General features: G+C 63.3%; 14 protein-coding genes. All 14 read right to left on the bottom strand.

Features of this window, described 5'->3' with window-relative positions; translation table 11 throughout:
• Nucleotide 1: 1 nt before the first annotated feature.
• Nucleotides 2–1,360 (bottom strand): GH1 family beta-glucosidase, encoded by a 1,359-nt coding sequence (locus D0T21_RS00520; RefSeq protein WP_116987929.1) that lies wholly within the window; start codon nt 1,358–1,360, stop codon nt 2–4.
• 24 nt (nt 1,361–1,384) lie between these two features.
• Nucleotides 1,385–4,525: a discoidin domain-containing protein gene (locus D0T21_RS00515; protein ID WP_116987928.1), complete on the bottom strand. Its 3,141-nt coding sequence runs from the start codon at nt 4,523–4,525 to the stop codon at nt 1,385–1,387.
• The gene (locus tag D0T21_RS00510; protein ID WP_199538375.1) at nt 4,522–5,352 is read right to left on the bottom strand and encodes a carbohydrate ABC transporter permease; all 831 of its coding nucleotides are present in this window, start codon (nt 5,350–5,352) and stop codon (nt 4,522–4,524) included. The genes D0T21_RS00515 and D0T21_RS00510 overlap by 4 nt, the downstream gene beginning before the upstream one ends.
• A complete protein-coding gene (locus tag D0T21_RS00505; RefSeq protein WP_116987927.1) occupies nt 5,349–6,224 on the bottom strand; it encodes a carbohydrate ABC transporter permease in 876 nt (291 codons plus the stop codon). The genes D0T21_RS00510 and D0T21_RS00505 overlap by 4 nt, the downstream gene beginning before the upstream one ends.
• Nucleotides 6,221–7,483 carry a sugar ABC transporter substrate-binding protein gene (locus D0T21_RS00500; protein WP_158567941.1) on the bottom strand — a complete coding sequence of 421 codons (1,263 nt, stop codon included), beginning with the start codon at nt 7,481–7,483 and terminating at the stop codon, nt 6,221–6,223. Before D0T21_RS00500 ends, D0T21_RS00505 begins: the two co-directional genes overlap by 4 nt.
• A 2-nt stretch (nt 7,484–7,485) precedes the next feature.
• Nucleotides 7,486–8,910 (bottom strand): glucoamylase family protein, encoded by a 1,425-nt coding sequence (locus D0T21_RS00495; RefSeq protein ID WP_199538374.1) that lies wholly within the window; start codon nt 8,908–8,910, stop codon nt 7,486–7,488.
• Nucleotides 8,911–9,021: 111 nt separating this feature from the next.
• Nucleotides 9,022–11,877, bottom strand: a complete 2,856-nt coding sequence (locus D0T21_RS00490; RefSeq protein ID WP_116987924.1) for a TonB-dependent receptor domain-containing protein — start codon at nt 11,875–11,877, stop codon at nt 9,022–9,024.
• A gap of 54 nt (nt 11,878–11,931) precedes the next feature.
• A complete protein-coding gene (locus tag D0T21_RS00485) occupies nt 11,932–12,945 on the bottom strand; it encodes a LacI family DNA-binding transcriptional regulator (RefSeq protein ID WP_116987923.1) in 1,014 nt (337 codons plus the stop codon).
• Between the two features lie 180 nt (nt 12,946–13,125).
• Complete coding sequence (locus D0T21_RS00480; RefSeq protein ID WP_070268658.1) at nt 13,126–13,722, bottom strand: MarC family protein; 597 nt, start codon at nt 13,720–13,722, stop codon at nt 13,126–13,128.
• Between the two features lie 67 nt (nt 13,723–13,789).
• The gene (locus D0T21_RS32325) at nt 13,790–14,440 is read right to left on the bottom strand and encodes a choice-of-anchor E domain-containing protein (RefSeq protein ID WP_229211277.1); all 651 of its coding nucleotides are present in this window, start codon (nt 14,438–14,440) and stop codon (nt 13,790–13,792) included.
• A gap of 35 nt (nt 14,441–14,475) precedes the next feature.
• Nucleotides 14,476–15,144 (bottom strand): choice-of-anchor E domain-containing protein, encoded by a 669-nt coding sequence (locus D0T21_RS32320; protein WP_116987922.1) that lies wholly within the window; start codon nt 15,142–15,144, stop codon nt 14,476–14,478.
• A gap of 254 nt (nt 15,145–15,398) precedes the next feature.
• The gene (locus tag D0T21_RS00465) at nt 15,399–15,944 is read right to left on the bottom strand and encodes a phosphoribosyltransferase (protein ID WP_116987921.1); all 546 of its coding nucleotides are present in this window, start codon (nt 15,942–15,944) and stop codon (nt 15,399–15,401) included.
• 18 nt (nt 15,945–15,962) lie between these two features.
• A complete protein-coding gene (locus tag D0T21_RS00460; RefSeq protein ID WP_020701999.1) occupies nt 15,963–17,273 on the bottom strand; it encodes an adenylosuccinate synthase in 1,311 nt (436 codons plus the stop codon).
• A 4-nt stretch (nt 17,274–17,277) separates the two neighbouring features.
• The gene (locus D0T21_RS00455) at nt 17,278–18,438 is read right to left on the bottom strand and encodes an ATP phosphoribosyltransferase regulatory subunit (RefSeq protein ID WP_116987920.1); all 1,161 of its coding nucleotides are present in this window, start codon (nt 18,436–18,438) and stop codon (nt 17,278–17,280) included.
• Nucleotides 18,439–18,546: the final 108 nt, after the last annotated feature.

Genomic DNA, 18,546 nt, shown 5'->3' with positions numbered 1-18,546 from the left:
GTTATACCGGTTGGTTCAGGCAGGCGCCATTGCTGGCGACGATATCAGCGTACAGCAGCGCGCTATCCTTCAGGGTGCGCTGCTGAGTTTCGAAGTTGACGTGGATGATGCCGAAACGCTTGGAGAAGCCCAGCGACCATTCGAGGTTGTCCAACAGCGACCACACCATGTAGCCGCGCAGGTCCACGCCCAGCTCCAGCGCCGCATGCAGCGCGCCCATGTTCTTGCGCAGGCAGCTGACGCGCAAGGGATCATGCACCCGGCCATCCTCGGCCTGCGGCGGGTCGTAGAAGGCGGAGCCGTTCTCCATCACATACAGCGGCGTGTCGCCATAGCGCTGCTTGAAGTTGAGCAGCGTATCGGTCAGGCCTTGGGAGAATACTTCCCAGCCGGTTTCCGTGTAGGTGGCCTGGCTCTGGCGCACCGGCGCCACGCGCAGCGGCCAGTTTGTCGGCTCGTTGCGCACCACGCTGCGGGTGTAGTAATTGATGCCGACGAAGTCCAGCTGCTGGCCGATCAACTCGAAGTCGGCGGCGGGCCAATCGGGCCAGGCATCGCCGAAGATCTCCTTCAGCTCCGGCGGATAGCTGCCGAGGAAAATCGGGTCCAGGTACTGGCGGTTCATGTAGGCGTCGGCGCGGCGGGTCGCATCGAGATCGGCCTGCGAGTCGCTGGCCGGGTACTTGGGTTCGATATTGACGACGATGCCGATCTGGTACTTGCCTTCCTCGCGGTAGGCCTTGACTGCGCTGCCGTGGGCGCGCATCAGGTTATGGCTGGCCAGCGCCGCTTCGTGCAGGCTGCGATGGCCGGGGGCCAGGGTGCCGTGCAGGTAGCCACCGTCCGTCACCACCCAGGGCTCATTAAGCGTGGCCCAGGATTTGACGCGGCCGTCGAAGGCGCGGAACAGCACGCGCGCGTAGTCGGTGAACCAGTCGGCGATATCGGAATTGAGCCAGCCGCCACGGTCATCCAGCGCTGCCGGCAGGTCCCAGTGATACAGCGTCACCATCGGCTCGATGCCGTTGGCCAGCAGCTCGTCGATCAGGCGGCTGTAGAAATCCAGGCCGGCCTGGTTCACGGCCCCGCGTCCCTGCGGCAGGATGCGGCTCCACGACACGCTGAAGCGGTAGGCTTTCAATCCCAGCTTGACCATCAGCGCCACGTCTTCCTTGTAGCGGTTGTAGTGGTCGCAGGCGATGTCGCCATGGTCGCCGTCGCGCACATTGCCGGGCACCGCGCAGAAACGCTGCCAGATGCTCGGTCCCGCGCCGTCGGCCAGCGGCGATCCTTCGATCTGGTAGGCCGACGTGGCGCTCCCCCACAGGAAGTTGGCTGGAAATTGCATTGCTTTGTTCATGTAAAAATCCCTTGAATACGGAAGTTAAAACGGTGCTGCATCTATCTGCAAAACCGCTGGAAGTCTGGTAATGGTGATCTGCTTGCCCTGCAACGCCACCGGTTGGCCGTTCAGGTGTATCGCGTTCGGCACGCCGGTTCCCGGCCAGGTGTAAATCACGCCGCCGGGCGGCATGCGCGGCATGGCTTCGATGCGCAATGTAAGACGGCCATCCTGCGCCGCCAGCATGTAGCTGAGCGAGCCATATGGCGTGCGCAGGCCGTGCAGTCCGACACCGGCGCCTTGCAACCACGCGTTGGGTATGCCCTCGCCCAGCAGCAGCGCGTGGTCGGATTCGCGTTCATACGCGAACGTGTCGAGCGCCGCGCGGATGTAGTCGGATGAGATCCATCCATGCGGCATATCGCCGAGAAAGCGCGGCTGGCGCGCATCGCGGCCGACCACTTCAGCCCACTGGTTCCATGCGGCCGGGCGCTGGTCGGCGTAGAAGTAATCCAGCAGTTCAGCGGCGCGCTCACGCCAGCCCAGCCGGATGAAGGCACTGACGTTGCGCAGTTCGTAGGGTGTGTAGTCCTCCCAGGCTTTGCCGCCGTCGCGGCGGGCGCGGAAGAAGTCCCAGTATTTTTCGTAGGTTGCCTGCAGCAACGCCGGCGGCAATTGCTGCTGCTCGCCGCCGGGTGTCAGCGCGATGGTGGACGAGCTGGGATCGAAGTCGCCCAGCTCCGCCGCGCCGGGCATGTGGTCCACCTTGTGCGCGGCAGTGCTGGCAGCCAGCGAGGCATACAGATCGTGACGAAACTCGTCGCGCTGGGCCGATAGCCGCTGTGCGGCCGCGCTGTCGTCCAATACCGCCGCCATGTCGGCCGCATCCTTGTAACCGCGCATGGCCCAGAAGTCGTCCCAATACGAATGCATAGGCTTTTCGGAATAGCCTTCATGGCTGATCGACGCCGGCATCAGGCCGAAGAGCGGGCGGCGTTCCGGCGTCTGGTTGGCGGCCGTGCGTTCGGACTGACGCAGCGTTTCCATGTAGCGCGCGGCGGCGTCCATGCGCGGCCAGGATGCGGCCAGCGCAGCCTTGTCCTGTGTGTAGCGATACAGCTCGGCGGCGAGGAAGATCAGCTGGCCGTGGCTATCGTTTTCCGGCACCGGATCGGCGCCACGGCGGTCGACGCAGCACGGCACCTTGCCGTTGTCGAACTGGTATGGCGCATACCAGCGGAGATAGTCGGCGGCGATATCGGATTGACCAAGGCGCAGCAGCGCTTCGGACATCATCGCGCCATCGCGTATCCAGGAACGGCGGTAGGAGCGCGTGCCTGGCTGTAGCGCTGCGCCTTCGCGGGTCATCAGGATATGGGCCAGCGACGAACGCAACGTGTCGGCCATGTGCTGGCCGGCCGGCGGCATGCCAAGCGTGACCTGATTTAATTTGATCCGCCATTCACCCGCCACTTTTTCCTGCTCCCGCGCCAGCCAGTCGATCTGTCGGCCATCCGGCGCAGGCGTAGCGGCGCCACCGGCCATCGGCAGAACGGCGCCCAGTACCACGCTACCATGCGGCGGCAAAGTAATCTCGTAGGTCAGCGCGGCCGATGCCATGCCGGTATCGTCGTGTGCAGCGGCGGATCGCGCCGCAGACGTTCCCGCACCGGCGCCGGTCGGCAACAAGCCGCCATCGAACGACGCCAGCGCCACGCGGGCCGGACGCTCCAGCGGATAGACCTTGGCGTCGCCATTGATGGTCAACGCCTTGCCATCCCATGCAAGGTCGCTGATCACGCTATAGCCGCCGGGCGTGTTGAGGAACTGGCGCGGCGCGTTGACCTGGAATGGCCGCACGGCCAACACCAGTTTCAATTTCCGGCTTGCGCCAGTCAGGTTTTTCAGCTCGTAGCGGGCCAGCAGTTGCGAAGAGGCCGGCGTTCCAGCCGCAGCCACAGTCACGCTCAGCATCCATGAGCGGTGCTGCCACTGCACCGTGGGCACGGGCAGATATCCGTCGCGCAGGCTTTGGCTGACTTTGACATCGGCCCAGCTGACCAGCGCTCCGCCATCCTCGACGAAAGGCTCGAGCGAGAAGCCACCCTGCCGCGCCTCGATGGCGCCGTCTTCGGAAATCAGCGCACTGTGATCGCCGCCGCCATCCACGCCCACCAGCGTCCAGTAAGGCTGCTGGCCGGAGAAGCCGCGCGGATACAGGCCGCGCTGCGCGTCCTGCGCCACGGCCGAGATGAAATCGTTGGGCGTGGCGCCGTAGGCCAGTTCTTTCAGCTCCACTTCAGCCAGTGCGTAGCTGCCTGCGGGGCCGTCGCGCAAGACAAGGCGGATGTAACGCGCCTCCGACTCGGGCAAGCGCAGCGGATCGGCGCCGCCGTTGCCGTCGACCACCCGGCGCACCGTGCGCCAATTGACGCCATCGCTGGAGAACTCGACATCGTAGCGGCGCGCATAGCGGCGGCCCTGCCAGTGCAGCACCAGGCCGCCGAATTCGCGCTCCACGCCGAGGTCGATCACTAATTGCTGGCCTTTTCCCGCTGCGCTGATCCACGCGGTCGCCGCATCGCCATCCAGCGCCAGCGCCGCCGCACTCCGTGCGGACACCGACGAGGCACGCGCCGTGGCTCGCGGCCAGACCTTGGGTACCGGCGGAAGTTCGCGGATCGCCAGCTGCCGTATGGTCACCGAGCCGTTGCCGCCACCACTGCCCGCACTGACGACAAATTCGACGTGGTCTGCGTGGGTCAGGTTGCGGTCCCTGGTCGGCCCCCAAGCAAACAGGATCTGGCGTTTCTTGATGCGCACCTGCTGCCACTGCTTGGGAAACACGTAGTTCTGCTGCTGGAACCACCAGACGTTGTCGCCGCTGGCGTCGGTCAGCTTGAACTCGAAGTGATTGACCGGCGCATCGGCACGGATGTAGAACGATATCTCGTAGTTCTCCGGCAAATCGAGCGGTAGGCTGCGGCGCGCGAAGGCATAACCGCCCCGGCCCGCGAAGTCGAAGTCCAGCCGCAGGCCGCCATCGGCCGCGCTGGCCCTGGACAGCACGCCATCCGAAGCCTGCGCCTGCCACTGGGTGACGTTCGAAAAGTCGTCCAGCACGCCGGCATGCGCCGACAGCGCCACCCACAGCATGGCCAACAATGTGAAGATGCGCTTCATCCCTTCACGCTCCCCACCAGCAAGCCCTGTATGTAGTAGCGCTGCAAACCGAGGAACAACAGCAGCACCGGGAGGATGGTCAGCACCGAGCCGGCCATCATCAGTTCATTATCCTGCACGTGTTCGCGCGACAGCGACGCCAGCGCCACCGGCAGCGTGTACAAGTCCTTGTCGGTCAATACGATCAACGGCCACATGAAATCGTTCCACGTGCCGAGGAAAGTAAATATCCCCAGCGTGACCAGGATAGGCGTCAGCAGCGGCAGCACGATGATGCGGAAGATCTGGAATTCGCTGGCGCCGTCCATGCGCGCGGCCTCCAGCAAGGCGTCCGGTATCGTCAACGCATATTGCCGCACCAGGAAAATGCCGAAGATGCCCGCCATCGCCGGCACCAGCACGGCGCCGTAGCTGTTCACCAGCCCCATATACTTCAGCAGCAGGAACAGCGGCAGCATCGCCACCTGGCTCGGTATCACCAGCGCGCCGAGCATGACCTTGAAGATGCGGTCGCGCCCCTGGAAGCGCAGCTTGGCGAAGGCATAGCCGGCGCTGACGTTGAACAGCAGCGACAGCAGCGTCGCCGCGCACGACAACAGCACGCTGTTGAGCAGATACTTGCCGATGCCTGCGTGACCGAACAGCTCACGGTAGTTATGCAGCGTGGCGGAGCGCGGCAGCAGCGGCAAGGGGAAGCTGCTCGACTCCCCGGGCGCCATCAAGGACGTCGACAACATCCACAGCAGCGGGAACAACGTCAGCGCGCCTGCGCCCAGCATCAGGGCGTTCAGCAGCAACGCACGCGGTTTTTTATGCAAGGCGCTCATGCGTCCACTCCCTTGGCAACCCGCAGTTGCAGCAGCGTGACGCAGAACATGATCGCGAACAGCACGAAGGCCACCGCCGACGCCGCGCCCAGGTTCCACCACTTGAAGCCCTGCTCATACATGAAGTACAACACGCTGACCGTGCTTTGCACCGGCCCGCCCTGCGTCATCACATACGGCTCCGCGAACAGCTGGAAATAGCCGGACATGCTCAGGATGCTGACCATCAGCAGCGTCGGTCCCAGCATCGGCCAGGTGATGTAGCGGAACTGCTGCCACACGCCCGCGCCATCGAGGCCGGCGGCTTCGTACAAATCGTCCGGGATGCTTTGCAGCCCGGCCAGGAAAATGATCATGTTATAACCAAAGTTTTTCCACAGCGCGAACAGGATAATGGCCGGCATCGCCCAGTGCGGATCGTTGAGCCAGTCCACCGGCGAGATGCCCAGCAATTCCAGTCCATGGTTGATCATGCCGTAGCGCGTGTGCAGCAGGTAGCGCCAGATCACCGCCACCGCCACCAGCGACGTCACCACCGGCGCGAAGAAGGCGGTGCGGAACAGCCCCTTGAAGCGCGTCAGCCGCGAATGCAGCAGCAAGGCCGCGCCCAGCGACGCGGCGATCGACAGAGGAACTCCCGCCACGACGAAATACAGCGTGTTACCCAGCGCCTGCCAGAACAACGGCGTTTGCAGCAGTTCGACGTAGTTGCGCAGACCGACAAAGCGCAGGTTGCGCAGGTCGGCCAGCGCGTAGATGTCAAAGTCCGTCAGGCTCATGACCAGCGCGGCCAGTACCGGCAGGAAGAAGAACACGCTGATGACCAGCAGAGCCGGTCCGGCGAAGCACCAGGCGGCGCGTTGCGAGTTCATTTTCCCTCCTTGCGCGCCAATATCCAGCGGCGCTTTTCCAGGATATGGTCAGCCTTCGCATCCAGTTCGACGGCGGCTTGTTCGACCGTCAGCTCGCCATGCGTGACGCGCTCGGTGACCAGCCGCATCTCGGTGGCGATCTGCTCCCATTCCGGAACCTTGGGCGCCGGCTTGACGCGCTCCAGTTGCTGGCCGAAGGCGCTGGCGTACTTGTCGTTCGCCAGGGATGCGTGCAGCCAGTTGCTGCGGCGTGGCGGCAAGTCGCCGGTAAGTTCGTGGAAACGCGCCATGCTGTCGGTGCTCGACAGGTATTCGATCAGCTGCCAGGCCTCGCGCCGATGTTTGGACGATGCGGCCAACACCAGGCTGGAGCCGCCCGCCACCGACGCGGCAGGGCCGGTTGGACCGGGCAGGATGGCCGTCATCCAGCTGTCCTGCTGCCCGGCCGGCAGGCGGCGTTTGAATTCGCCCATATTCCACGGGCCGGAAATGTAGAAGGAGACGTAACCCATGCCGAATTCGTGATACACGTTGGTGATGCGGTTGAGCGGCGCCAGCTTCTGCGCGTACATGTCGGCATACAGCTGCAAGCTGCGACGGAAACCGGCGGTGCGGAAATTGCCGTAGCGGCCACCGTCGCGCAGCAGCGGCTCGTCCTGTTGCAAGGCCAGCGCCAGCAGCGGTTCGAATTCATCGCTCGGCAGCAGGATGGCGTAGTTGTCCGGCCCGACGATGCGCTTGATCGCGGTCATCGCCTTCATCCAGTCCGCCCAATTCTGCGGCGGCCTGGCGTAGCCTGCACGGGCCAGCATGTCGCGACGATAGAACATCACGCGGGTGTCGACGTACCAGGGCACGCCCCACAACTTGCCATCGACGATATTGGTATCCCAGATGCCCGGGAAGTAGTCGGCCGGCGTCACCAACTGCGACGCCGCCACCACGCCGTCCAGTGCCTGCAGCGCGCCGATGGCCTTGAACTCCGGCACCCAGGTATTCCCGAGCTGGAAAATATCCGGCATGACGTTGCCGGCGAATGCGGTCAGCAGTTTTTCGTGAGCGGCGGTCCACGGCAGTTGCTGCACTTCGACGCGCACGCCGGGATGGGTGCGTTCGAACTCCGGCATCAGCGCGGTGACCACTTCCCCCTCGCGCCCCATGGCCCAGAACTTCAGCACCACACCCTCCTCCTTGCGCGGCGCGCACGAGGACAGCAGCGCGGCGCAGGCCAACACCAGCAGGGCCGGAGAAAAACGCATCATCATTTCGACAACCAGCCACCGGTGAAGCCGGCGCGTTCAAGCCCGCGACGGATGGCGGAATTGCCGCGCATGACGCGCCAGATCAAATCGCTGCGATAGTTCTCGGTCATGGCGATGATCGGCCCTTGGTCGATGCCGAGGTAGTCGTTGTCTACCCAGCCTTTACCGGCCACCATGCGGCCCTGCGGCAACGGCATCTTGTACTGGAAGCTAGGATTGAAGGCGTCCAGGAAGCCGTAGCGGTCATAGATGAAGTCGCCATAGCGCTGCTTCATTTCCAGCACTGCGGGGATCACGATCTCGGGCGCGAACGGCAGCGACGCGGCAACGGCGGTTGGCGCCAGCGTGCAGTCGTCATAGGTTTTCACACCGCCGATGCCACGTGCGGCGTAGGTATGGAATGGCAGCTGCTGGCCGTCATACTCCAGCGTCTTGTCGACTGGCCCGTCGCTGGCGGTGATGCCCCAGACATTGGCTCCGTAGCCTTTGCAGCGCAGTGGATTGTTGATCGCGTAGTCGCGCTGCGCATAGGTGGCGCGGCGGCTGTTTTCGAAATAGTCGTAGCCGCGTTCGCGCATGTAATCGTCGCGGATGTTGCGGAAGTCGATCCAAACATGGCTGTACTGGTGGACGAACATCGACGGGAATCCCAGGTGTTCCTTGTCGCCCTTGCCCTCCAGGCTCTTGGCGTAGTTGCTGGTCCAGGCTTTCCACGCATCCGGCCGCACCGGATGCGATGGCGATCCCAATGCCAGCACGTAGACCAGCATCGCTTCGTTATAGCCCTTCCAGTCATAGCCGATGAAGCCCGACTCCGGGTGCCAGCCCAGCGCGATGGACGGCTTGCGCGCCTGCGCCCAGGTCCAGTCGACCCGTTCGTAGATCTCCGCCGCCAGCTTGCGGATTTCCTTCTCGGCGGCGTCATCGCCATCGAAGTAGGACTGGCAGAACAAGGCACCCGCCAGGAACAGCGCCGTGTCGACGGTCGACAGTTCAACCTTGTCGTTGTAGCGCAGCCCCGTCTTCATATCGAGGAAATGATAGAAGAAGCCCTTGTAGCCGCTGGTGCCGGTGCCTTTGGCCGCACCTTGCGGCGCGTTGCGGAAGAAGCGCAAGGTGGCCAGCACGCGGTCGCGCGCCTGCTGGCGCGTGATGTAGCCGCGTTCGACGCCGACCGGATATGCGGTCAGGCCGAAGCCCACCGCCGCCACGCTGGAGAACGAGGGCGTCGGATGGCGGTCCGGCACCAGGCCGTTGGCCGGATTGGCGGTTTCCCAGAAAAAGTCGAAGGTGCGCTGTTCCAGCTGGTCGAACAGCGGCGGCAGCTGGTTGTCGCGCGCGGCAACGGCGCCGGAGTAAAGCGCGAAGACGGCAAGCGCGAGGCCGGCAAGGGCGTGCGGTACGCGGCGTAATGCGAAGGGCATGGCAAGTGACATGAATCGTTATCTTCCAATGGCGAGCGCGCAAGGCGCGTCAGGAAACCGCCGCTCCCTTTGGACCGGGAGCGGCACTACACAACGGTACTACGGCCGGAGTCAGAAGGCGTAGCGCGCGCTGAACTTCACGGTGCGCATCGGGCCGCCCACCGAGTTTGGCGTGCCCAGGTTCTTGTTGTCGCCACCCAGGCGGTTCTGCGGATTGCCGGGGCCACCACCCCAGCCGTCATAGCCGCCGTAGTTGACGCTGTTGAACAGATTGAGCACGTCGGCGCGCAGCGACACCCTGCCGTAGCGGAAACCGACTTCCTTCGACACGCCGACATCGACCTGATGGAAGGCGCTGCCGTTACCCTTGGCCGATACGCAGTGATCGAAGCCGGTCGAGCAATCGGTGATGCGGTAAGGCAGACCGGAACCCAGCGTCAGCTTCCCGGACAACATCATCCCGAACGGCAGCAAGCCGTCGCTCACGCCGGCCACCACCAGGCGATGGCGCTCGACGTCGGTCGACGGATTCCAGCCCGAGGTGTTGCGGCCGTAGGTCCAGTTGAAGATGTCGTTGGTCCATTCCTTGTTGGTGGTCTCGCCGCGGCTGTAGGTATAGGTCGCGCCCAGGCTCCAGGTGGAGGCCTTGGTGTAAGGCTTGTCCATCTTCAAGTAGGCCGAATCGGTTTTCGCCTCGCTGATAAAGTCCCCCAGGATCAACGTGCTGAACCCCGGGACCGAACCCCACAGCGGGTCGATCGGCGAAGCCGTGCCCCAACCACCCTTGGGATCGCGGTTGCCGCCGAACCAGTTGAACTGGTTGTGGCTGCGCGAATTGGTGTAGCCAGCTTCCCCGTTCCAGATACCCAGCGCCTGGCGCAGGCCAAAGCTGAACTGATCAGTGTAGGCCATCTTGTGGTCGCTCTTGATCATCCAGACTTCGCCGCCGGCCTGCGCGTTCTTCTGCGATTCGTCCAGCGCGTGATTGGCGATGGTGCGGTCATACGCCCTGCCCCAGCCGGCGAACAGCACCGAGGCGCGGTCGCCCTTGATGTCGTAGGACAGGCCAAGTCGCGGCGCCCACGCTCCCTTGAACGGCTTGCGGTTGCTGCCGGTGCTGATGTAGTCCTTGATGTTGATGCCGCCCTTGGCCAGCGACTGTGCATAGGTCTGGCCTGCCGGAGCGCCGTCGCGCGGGTCCTGCTTGTCGAAGATGGCGACGCGGTCGGCCGGCGTGACATAGCTGTCGTTGAGCATATTGTCTTCGTAGTCGTAGCGCAGGCCAAGATTCAGCAGCAGCTTGTCGCTGGCCTGCCAGTCGTCCTGGAAGTACAGGCCGTACTGGTTGTTGGCGAAGTCCACGCCGCTGGCGGGGATCGCCGAATCGGTGCGGATGACGCTGGCCAGGCCGGTGACGGTATCGATGCGCTTGTAGATCTGGTCGACCGCGCGCGCGGTGCCGGACAAGTCATAGGTGATGTGCTTGACCTTGACGCCGCCCTTCATCGTGTGGCCGGCCAGGCCGGTGTAGGTCAGGTCGTCCTGCAACAGCGTGCCGCTTTGTTCGCGGAACTGGTTGTTGGGCGAGCCGCCGACGATGATCACGTCGACCACGTTGTTGTCCGTATTACTGGGCGAGACCTGGTAGCGGATATACGGCGACGTGGAGTTCGAATGCGGATTCCAGCTGTATTTTTCGTAGCCCAGGCGTGCCTCGTTGAGCCAGCGGTCGTTGCTCCATTCGTGCTTGAAGTCGAAACGGTCCTCGTCGTTGCTGCGGTTGAGGACATTCTCGGCCACGCTCAACTTGGCGTCTTCCGGTATCAGGTCGCTCTCGCGGCGCACGCGGGCGGTCGCCTCGACGCGCTGGTCGCGGTCGATCTGCGCATCCACCTTCAACAGGAACAGGTTCTCCTTGAACGACGACACCGCCGCGCCCTGCTGCGCCAGCAGTCCCGGCACCACGCCGGCGTTCGGCAACAGGTCGGTGCGCTGCGCCACCACCTGGCGCGGACTGTCGATCTTCTTGCCTTCGTAGGCGAAGAAGAAGTGCGCCACGTCCTGCTTGATCGGACCGCCCAGCGTCATGCCGTACTGGTCCTGCGACGACGCCGGCCGCGCAATGCCCTGCCGCTCCGCACTCTTCTGGAACGGATCGAGCGCGGTCAGGTTGGTGCCGGTGTGATCCCAGAACACGTCGCCATGCAGCTCGTTGCCGCCGGACTTGGTGACGGCGGTGATTGCGGCGCTGGACACCTGGTCGAACTCCGCCTTGTAGTTCTGCGAGATGACCTTGTACTCCGCCACTGCCGATTGCGGGAACGGGTTGCCGCGACTGGAGTCAATGCCCGAGACGCCGCCGCGCAGGATGTTGTTCTTCTGGCTGACGCCATCGATGAAGACGTTGACGTTATCCTGGTTCTGCGCGCCGCTCTGCACCTTGACGTTGCCGCTGCCATCGACGTTGAAGCGCACGCCCGGCGCGAGGTCGGCGAAGGACAGGAAATTGCGCGTCACCTGCGGCAGCTTCTCGATCTGCTCGCGCGAGACCGCCGTGCCGATCTCGGAGCCGGCGACATCGCGCCGCGCGGCCGAACCGGTGATGACCACCTGCTGCAAGCCCCCCTGCAGCGCCAGGTTGACCTGGCTGGTCTGGCCGACGCTGACGGTGACCAGCTCCGCCTTCTGATCGCCGACCTTGATCTGGTAGGTGCCGGGGGCGACGCCGCTCAGCACATAGCTGCCGTCGGCGCGCGTGGTAGTGCGGTAGGCGTAGCCATTCAACTGATTGGTGGCCGTGACGGCGGCGCCGGCCGACGGCGCCGCGTTGGCGGCCGTGACCTGGCCCTGGATGGTTGCGCTGCTCAACTGCGCACCGGCGTGGGGCGCGGCCAGCAAGGCGGCGGCCAGCGAGGCCGCCATGACGGAAAGGCGTAATGCCGGCAAATGCCGTGGACTTGTTTTCATGTTTGTCTCCTGATTTTTGTTGTGTACATCTAGGGCATGAAGCGGAACTGCGAGTTATATGGGTGTGCTCTCTCCCGTCGAAGCGCGCGCCACCAGCTCGGCGCCCAATGTCTGCGCGGAGGCGGACACGCTACCCGGCTGGCCGATCTTGGCGACCAGGCTTTCCAGCGCCCGCACACCCAGATCGGCAATCGGGACTCGAACGGTGGTCAGCGCCGGGCTGACATACCGCGCAATCGGAATATCATCGAAGCCGGCCAGCGCCATGTCGCGCGGCAGTTGCAGGCCGCCCTGCTTGAGCGCCAGCAGCGCGCCGATCGCCATCATGTCGTTGGCGGCGAACAGCGCGTCCGGACGCAGGGCCGCATCCATCTCCAGCAGCACCTGGCCAACCGCCTGGCCGGACACCTCGGAGAAGTCGCCTTCGTAGACAAGTGGCGCGGCGCCCGGCACCAATGCGGCCAACGCGGCGTGGTAGCCACGCAGACGTTCCTGTGCTTCGAAGTTGCCCGAGGGGCCGGCCAGGAAGGCGATGCGCCGATAGCCACCGGCCGCCAGGTGCGCCACCATGGCGTATGCGCCGCTGTAGTTGTCGACCGAGATAGATGGATACTGGGTGCCGCCGGCGGCGGTGTTCATCAACACGATCGGCAGGTCTTCCGGCAGGTTATCGGACAGGAAGGCGGCATCGACGTGCGGCGACATCACCAGCAGGCCGTCGACGCGGCCGCGCATGGCGCGGATCGCCAGCGCCGCTTCATCGGCGTCGCCATGCAGGCTGGAGACCATCAGGTGCAGGCCGCGGCGACGAGCGGCGCCGTCTATGCCGCGTATCATCTCCGAGAAGAATTCGCCATACAGGTCCGGCAGCAGCACGCCGATGGTGTTGGTGAAGCTGGTGGTCAGGCTGCGCGCGCCCACGTGCGGCATGTAGCGCATGCGCTTGACCACGGCCAGGATGTGCTTGCGGGTGTCGTCGGTGATGCTGGCATGGCCGTTCAGCGCGCGCGAAACGGACGCGACGGAAACGCCCGCTTCTTGTGCCACATCCTTGATGGTGATCGCCATTGAGTGCTTTCATTAAAATGTAACCGGTTACATTACGATCGAAAAGAAAACCGGCTACGTTTTTTTGCAATGTAACCGGTTACATTCGATGGCGATAAGTCTACTCGCGTTTTGTCGAGGCTGTAAAGAGATTTTCACAACATTGCACAACACTGTGCACGCCCGCCCCGCCGCCCTGCGTTACAGGGTCTTGACGAACTCGCGTATGCCGCCCAGCAGCATCTCAACCGACATCGCCGTCAGGATCAGGCCCATCAGCCGTTCGAAGGCCGTCATCACCTGCGGGCCGAGGACTTTCTGCAGCTTCTCGGCGCTGAGGAACACGGCCAGCCAGACCACGCCCACCGCCGCCAGCGCGGCCACGTGCACCAGCACCTCGCCGGTGCTCTCGCGCGAGAACAGCAGCACCGTGGCCAGCGCCGACGGCCCTGCCAGCGCCGGGATCGCCAGCGGCACGATGAAGGGTTCACCGCCTTCGGTGCGGCCCAGCACGCCGTCCGGGTGCGGGAAGATCATGCGGATCGAGATCAGCAGCAGGATCACGCTGCCGCCGATGCGCAGCGACACTTCCGACAACTGCAGCGCGGTCAGGAAGTGGCGGCCGAAAAACATGAAGACCAGCAGCAGCACGAAGGCGATCGCGCATTCGCGGATGACGATGCGCGAACGGCGCGCCACCGGCACCGGGTTGAGCACGCTGGCGAACAGCGGCACGTTGCCGAACGGGTCGGTCACCAGCAGCAGCAGGATGAAGGTCTGGAAAAAATTCTGGGTCATGGCATCCCTGGGTCAAATGAAAAACGGGAGCCGAAGCTCCCGTTTGCAGTGTACCACCAGATTCAGCTTATGCCGATTTGCGGCGGCGTGCCACCACACCCATCAGGCCCAGGCCAGCCAGCAGCATGGCGTAGGTTTCCGGCTCAGGTACTGGTGCGGTTTCGTAGGTGTAGGTCACCTTGGCGTAGCCGTCCATCAGAATGTCGGTGCCGTATTTGGCATTGCCGCCCGAGGTCAGCGCCTGCGCCGAAACACCGTCCAGCGTTGCCGAGTAGGTGCCGCCGCCGATGAAGGCACTCAGGTTGGTCGGCAGGTTGAACGTCAGCACCTTGCTATTGGTCACTGCAGCCACGTCGGTGTGCTGGCTGGCGCCGGCGGCCAGGGTAAAGCTTGGATCGATCCAGTTGCCGGTGGTGACAGTCTGGCCGGCCACGGTAGCGGTCAGGTCGCCGCCGGTGTGGATGGTGAAGGTCGAACCGCTGGAAGCCTTGTTCTTGATGTCGATCGTGCCGTAGATGGTGTTGAACAGTTCAAACTGAACCGAGGTCAACGTGCCCAGGCTGGCGTTGAACTGCGCAAAGCTCAGCGAACCAGGATTCGATTCAACGTCAAAAATGGTGCTGGTGATGACTGGCGTGGTGTGCTTGGTGGCAGCCTGTGCGCCAAAAGCGACGGTCATGGCCGCAGCCGCGAACAGGGTTTTCGTGAATTTTTTCATGTTATATCCGCAATCGTTGTCGTGAGAGTCAAGTCTTAAGCCTGAGCCGAGCGCGATTTGCGCTTGGCTGCGAAGGCAACGACGCCCAGACCCAACAGCAGCATGCCGTAGGTTTCTGGCTCTGGCACTGGGGCAGTGTTATAGGTGTAGGTGATTTGACCCTGGCCGATAGCCGTCGTGGTGTAGTCGGCAGTGATGCCGCTCGGGCTGTCAGCGCTGCTGACTGCGGTAACGGCCAGCATGCCTGCAACATTGCTGTGACCAGTAAACATGGAGAAGTAGCTGTTGCTCAGATTGCCGGAAGCCGACAATACGGCACTGCCCTGGCCTGCCAGCACGTCGGTGGTTTTCTTGTACGAAGTGACGGTGTCCGAGAACAGGGATTTGGTGTCAGTGCCAAATACCGAGTTGTCCGGCAGCTTCAGGGTCATCGTCGACGACAGGTCGATATCGACTTGCTTGTTCACGTTCTTGGAATTGGACAGCAGTACCTGGCCGGACACGGTCGTGGCGTAGGAAATGCTGATACCGGTCAGGATACCCTTGGTTGGGTCGAATTGCTTAACGGTCAATGCCGTCAGCAGGTCGGTGTAGCTTGGGCCAAAGGAGGTGATGTCATAGGTGACGGTGTTGGCCATCGCAGGTGCCGCGAACACGCCAGCGGCTACGCAAATTGCTGCGGCAGCAAAATTTTTCAGTTTCATTCAATTTCCTTAAAAATGGTTACCCAGTTACGGTGCTGTAAGGCAACCGCAGGGATCCTGCTCTGCTGCCACTTGCATACTTAAAGCAATCTTAACACAAAATGTCCTATTTGCATTTCTTTTTACACATCGAAGAGAATTAATATGCAACTTTAGTTGCCATAAAGCATATATTCGTTGTCCACGACATACAAATAGAAAAAGCGGCCAGTGGCCGCTTTTCCGTGGAGCAATAAACGCAGTGTATTTGACGTTTAGTTGCCGCTCTCGCCCTTCTTGATCCATGCCGCCAGCTGGTGCGGACGGATGCCGTCGTAGTCTTCGAACGGCTGGTGGATCCATGGGTTGTGCGGCAGTTCTTCCATCTGGTAGTCCGGCTTGAACACCGAGCTGCCCTTGGTCCAGATCACCGCCGAACGCACTTCGGTCACGCCTTCGAAGTTGTCGGTCAAATGCTTCATCACCTTGACCAGCGTGACGCCCGAATCCGCCAGGTCGTCGACCAGCAGGATGCGGCCGCTCAGCGGGCCCTTGGTCATCGTCATGTATTTGGCGATGTCCAGGTCACCGCGCACGGTGCCGGCTTCTTCGCGGTACGAGCTGGTCGACAGGATCGCCAGCGGCACGTCGAAGATACGGGAGAACACGTCGCCAGGACGCACGCCGCCGCGCGCCAGGCACAGCACCTGGTCGAACTTCCAGCCCGACTCGTGCACCTTGAGCGCCAGGCGCTCGATCAGGCGGTGGTATTCATCCCAGGAGACCCAGAGGTGTTTGTCATTCGATTGTGGGGTCGTCATTTTTGCAAAATCCTTTGATTACTCGAATGGATGACGCAGCACGATCGTTTCCTCACGATCCGGGCCGGTCGATACCATGTCAACCGGCACGCCGACCAACTCTTCGATACGTTTGATGTAAGCGCGGGCCGTGGCCGGCAGTGCCGCCAGCGACTTGGCGCCCACGGTGCTGTCGGTCCAACCCGGCATTTCTTCGTACACCGGCACGCAACGGGCGGCTTCTTCAGCGCCGGACGGGAAGATGTCCACGGCCACGCCGTCGATGGTGTAGCCGGTGCACAGCTTCAGCGTTTCCAGGCCGTCCAGGACGTCCAGCTTGGTCAGGCACATGCCCGTCACGCCGTTGATCTGCACCGAACGGCGCAGCAGCGCCGCGTCGAACCAGCCGCAGCGGCGGGCGCGGCCCGTCACGGTGCCGAATTCGTGGCCCACTTGCGCCAAGTGATGGCCAACGCCTGCATCGGTAGGCAGTTCCGAAGGGAACGGGCCGGAGCCGACGCGGGTGGTGTAGGCCTTGGTGATGCCCATGATGTAGTGCAGCATGTTCGGACCGACGCCGGCGCCGGCGGCGGCATTGCCGGCCACGCAGTTCGACGAGGTGACGAACGGATAGGTGCCGTGGTCGACGTCCAGCAGCGAACCTTGCGCGCCTTCGAACAGCAGGTTGGCGCCGGCCTTGTGCGCGGCGTACAGCGCGCTCGAGACGTCGGTCACCATAGGGCGCAGGCGCGGCACGTAGGCCAGCGCGTCGTCCAGGGTCTTCTGATAGTCGACCTTAGGCGCCTTCAGGTAGTGTTCCAGCACGAAGTTGTGGTAGTCCAGGTTCTCGGCCAGCTTTTCGGCGAAACGGCTTTCGTTCAGCAGGTCGGCGACGCGGATCGCGCGGCGCGCGACCTTGTCTTCGTAGGCCGGGCCGATGCCCTTGCCGGTGGTGCCGATCTTGGCTTCGCCACGCTTGGCTTCACGGGCCAGGTCGAGTGCCGAGTGGTAAGGCAGGATCACAGGGGCCGCGTCCGACACCTTCAGGCGCGACGCGACTTCAACGCCGACCTTTTCCAGCTTGTCGATTTCGCGCAGCACGTCCGGCACCGACACCACCACACCGTTGCCGATGTAGCAGGCCACACCCGGGCGCATGATGCCCGACGGGATCAGTTGCAGCGCGGTCTTGACGCCGCCGATGACCAGCGTGTGGCCGGCATTGTGGCCGCCCTGGAAGCGGACCACACCTTGTGCATGATCGGTCAACCAGTCGACGATCTTGCCTTTACCTTCATCGCCCCATTGGGTACCGATGACGACGACGTTTTTTGCGTTTTTCTTTGACATCACACTAACCTAAGTTTTTAAGAATCCAGTTGCTACCATTATCATCGAGGACCAGAGCGCGATCGCACTCGAACTCGTCCAGTTCGTTGCTGTGACCCGGCATGCTTTGGATCACGACTTCGCCGGACTTGCGCAGTTCGGCGATTTTTTCCTTCAATTCCGGCGCATTGCCCCACGGCGCGCGGATCGAATGCTTGCGCTCCGCGGTTGGCAACAGGCGCGCCAGTTCGCGCAGGTCGAGCGAGAAGCCGGTGGCGGGACGTGCCCGGCCGAAGGCCTCGCCTACGTGATCGTAACGGCCGCCGCGCGCCACCGCGTTCGGCAGGCCCGGCACGTACAGCGCAAACATCGCGCCGCTTTCGTACTGATAGCCGCGCAGGTCGGCCAGGTCGATCGCCACTTCGGCGCGATTGATGGCCGAGGCCGCCAACGCGGCCAGTTCGGCCAGCGCCTTGCTGATGCCCGGCAGGTCCGGCAGCACTTCGCGCGCGCGCTTCAATACTTCGACGTCGCCGTACAGATTCGGCAATGCCAGCAGCGCGTCGCGCACCACCGGCGAATAATTTTGTGTCAACGCCTGCAGGCCCGGCACGTCTTTGGCGCGCAGCAGCAGGTACAGCTGGGCTTCATCCCTCATCGCCGCGGCGTCGCCTTCGAGGATGGCGCGCAGCACGCCGACATGCGTCAGGTCCAGCCGCACTTCGGTGAAGCCGGCCAGGGCCAGCGAGGCCAGCGCCAGTTCCTGGATCTCGGCATCCGCCTCCAGGCCGGCGTGGCCGTAGATCTCGGCGCCGATCTGCAGCGGCTCGCGGGTGGCGTGCAGGCCCGACGGACGGGTATGCAGCACGCTGCCGGCGTAGCACAGGCGGGTGACCGAGTCGCGGTTCAGCAGGTGGGCGTCGATGCGCGCCACCTGGATCGTCATGTCGGCGCGCAGGCCCAGCATGCGGCCCGACAGCTGGTCCACCAGTTTGAAGGTGCGCAGATCGGTATCCTGGCCGGCGCCGGTCAGCAGCGACTCCAGGTACTCCAGCAGCGGCGGCATCACCAGTTCATATCCGTACAGACGGAAATTATCCAGCATCAGACGACGCAACTCTTCAATCTTGCGCGCTTCCGACGGCAAAACGTCGGCGATATTCTCAGGCAAAAGCCAATTCGGCATGGGGAGGCAGTTTAAAAATGAACAATGTGGCGCACGCGCCGAGGCCCGTGAAGCAGAAGGCCGAACCTGATATTTTACGCGAAAATGCGTTGCGGGAGGGGAAAAAGA

The sequence above is a fragment of the Duganella sp. BJB476 genome, assembly GCF_003416895.1.
GTDB lineage: Bacteria > Pseudomonadota > Gammaproteobacteria > Burkholderiales > Burkholderiaceae_D > Rugamonas.
This window is presented reverse-complemented; position numbering and strand designations above follow the sequence as displayed.

Coding starts and splice junctions, on each gene's coding strand:
- D0T21_RS00520 (WP_116987929.1), bottom strand. CDS start 1,360: ATGAACAAAGCAATGCAATTTCCAGCCAACTTCCTGTGGGGGAGCGCC.
- D0T21_RS00515 (WP_116987928.1), bottom strand. CDS start 4,525: ATGAAGCGCATCTTCACATTGTTGGCCATGCTGTGGGTGGCGCTGTCG.
- D0T21_RS00510 (WP_199538375.1), bottom strand. CDS start 5,352: ATGAGCGCCTTGCATAAAAAACCGCGTGCGTTGCTGCTGAACGCCCTG.
- D0T21_RS00505 (WP_116987927.1), bottom strand. CDS start 6,224: ATGAACTCGCAACGCGCCGCCTGGTGCTTCGCCGGACCGGCTCTGCTG.
- D0T21_RS00500 (WP_158567941.1), bottom strand. CDS start 7,483: ATGCGTTTTTCTCCGGCCCTGCTGGTGTTGGCCTGCGCCGCGCTGCTG.
- D0T21_RS00495 (WP_199538374.1), bottom strand. CDS start 8,910: ATGCCCTTCGCATTACGCCGCGTACCGCACGCCCTTGCCGGCCTCGCG.
- D0T21_RS00490 (WP_116987924.1), bottom strand. CDS start 11,877: ATGAAAACAAGTCCACGGCATTTGCCGGCATTACGCCTTTCCGTCATG.
- D0T21_RS00485 (WP_116987923.1), bottom strand. CDS start 12,945: ATGGCGATCACCATCAAGGATGTGGCACAAGAAGCGGGCGTTTCCGTC.
- D0T21_RS00480 (WP_070268658.1), bottom strand. CDS start 13,722: ATGACCCAGAATTTTTTCCAGACCTTCATCCTGCTGCTGCTGGTGACC.
- D0T21_RS32325 (WP_229211277.1), bottom strand. CDS start 14,440: ATGAAAAAATTCACGAAAACCCTGTTCGCGGCTGCGGCCATGACCGTC.
- D0T21_RS32320 (WP_116987922.1), bottom strand. CDS start 15,144: ATGAAACTGAAAAATTTTGCTGCCGCAGCAATTTGCGTAGCCGCTGGC.
- D0T21_RS00465 (WP_116987921.1), bottom strand. CDS start 15,944: ATGACGACCCCACAATCGAATGACAAACACCTCTGGGTCTCCTGGGAT.
- D0T21_RS00460 (WP_020701999.1), bottom strand. CDS start 17,273: ATGTCAAAGAAAAACGCAAAAAACGTCGTCGTCATCGGTACCCAATGG.
- D0T21_RS00455 (WP_116987920.1), bottom strand. CDS start 18,438: ATGCCGAATTGGCTTTTGCCTGAGAATATCGCCGACGTTTTGCCGTCG.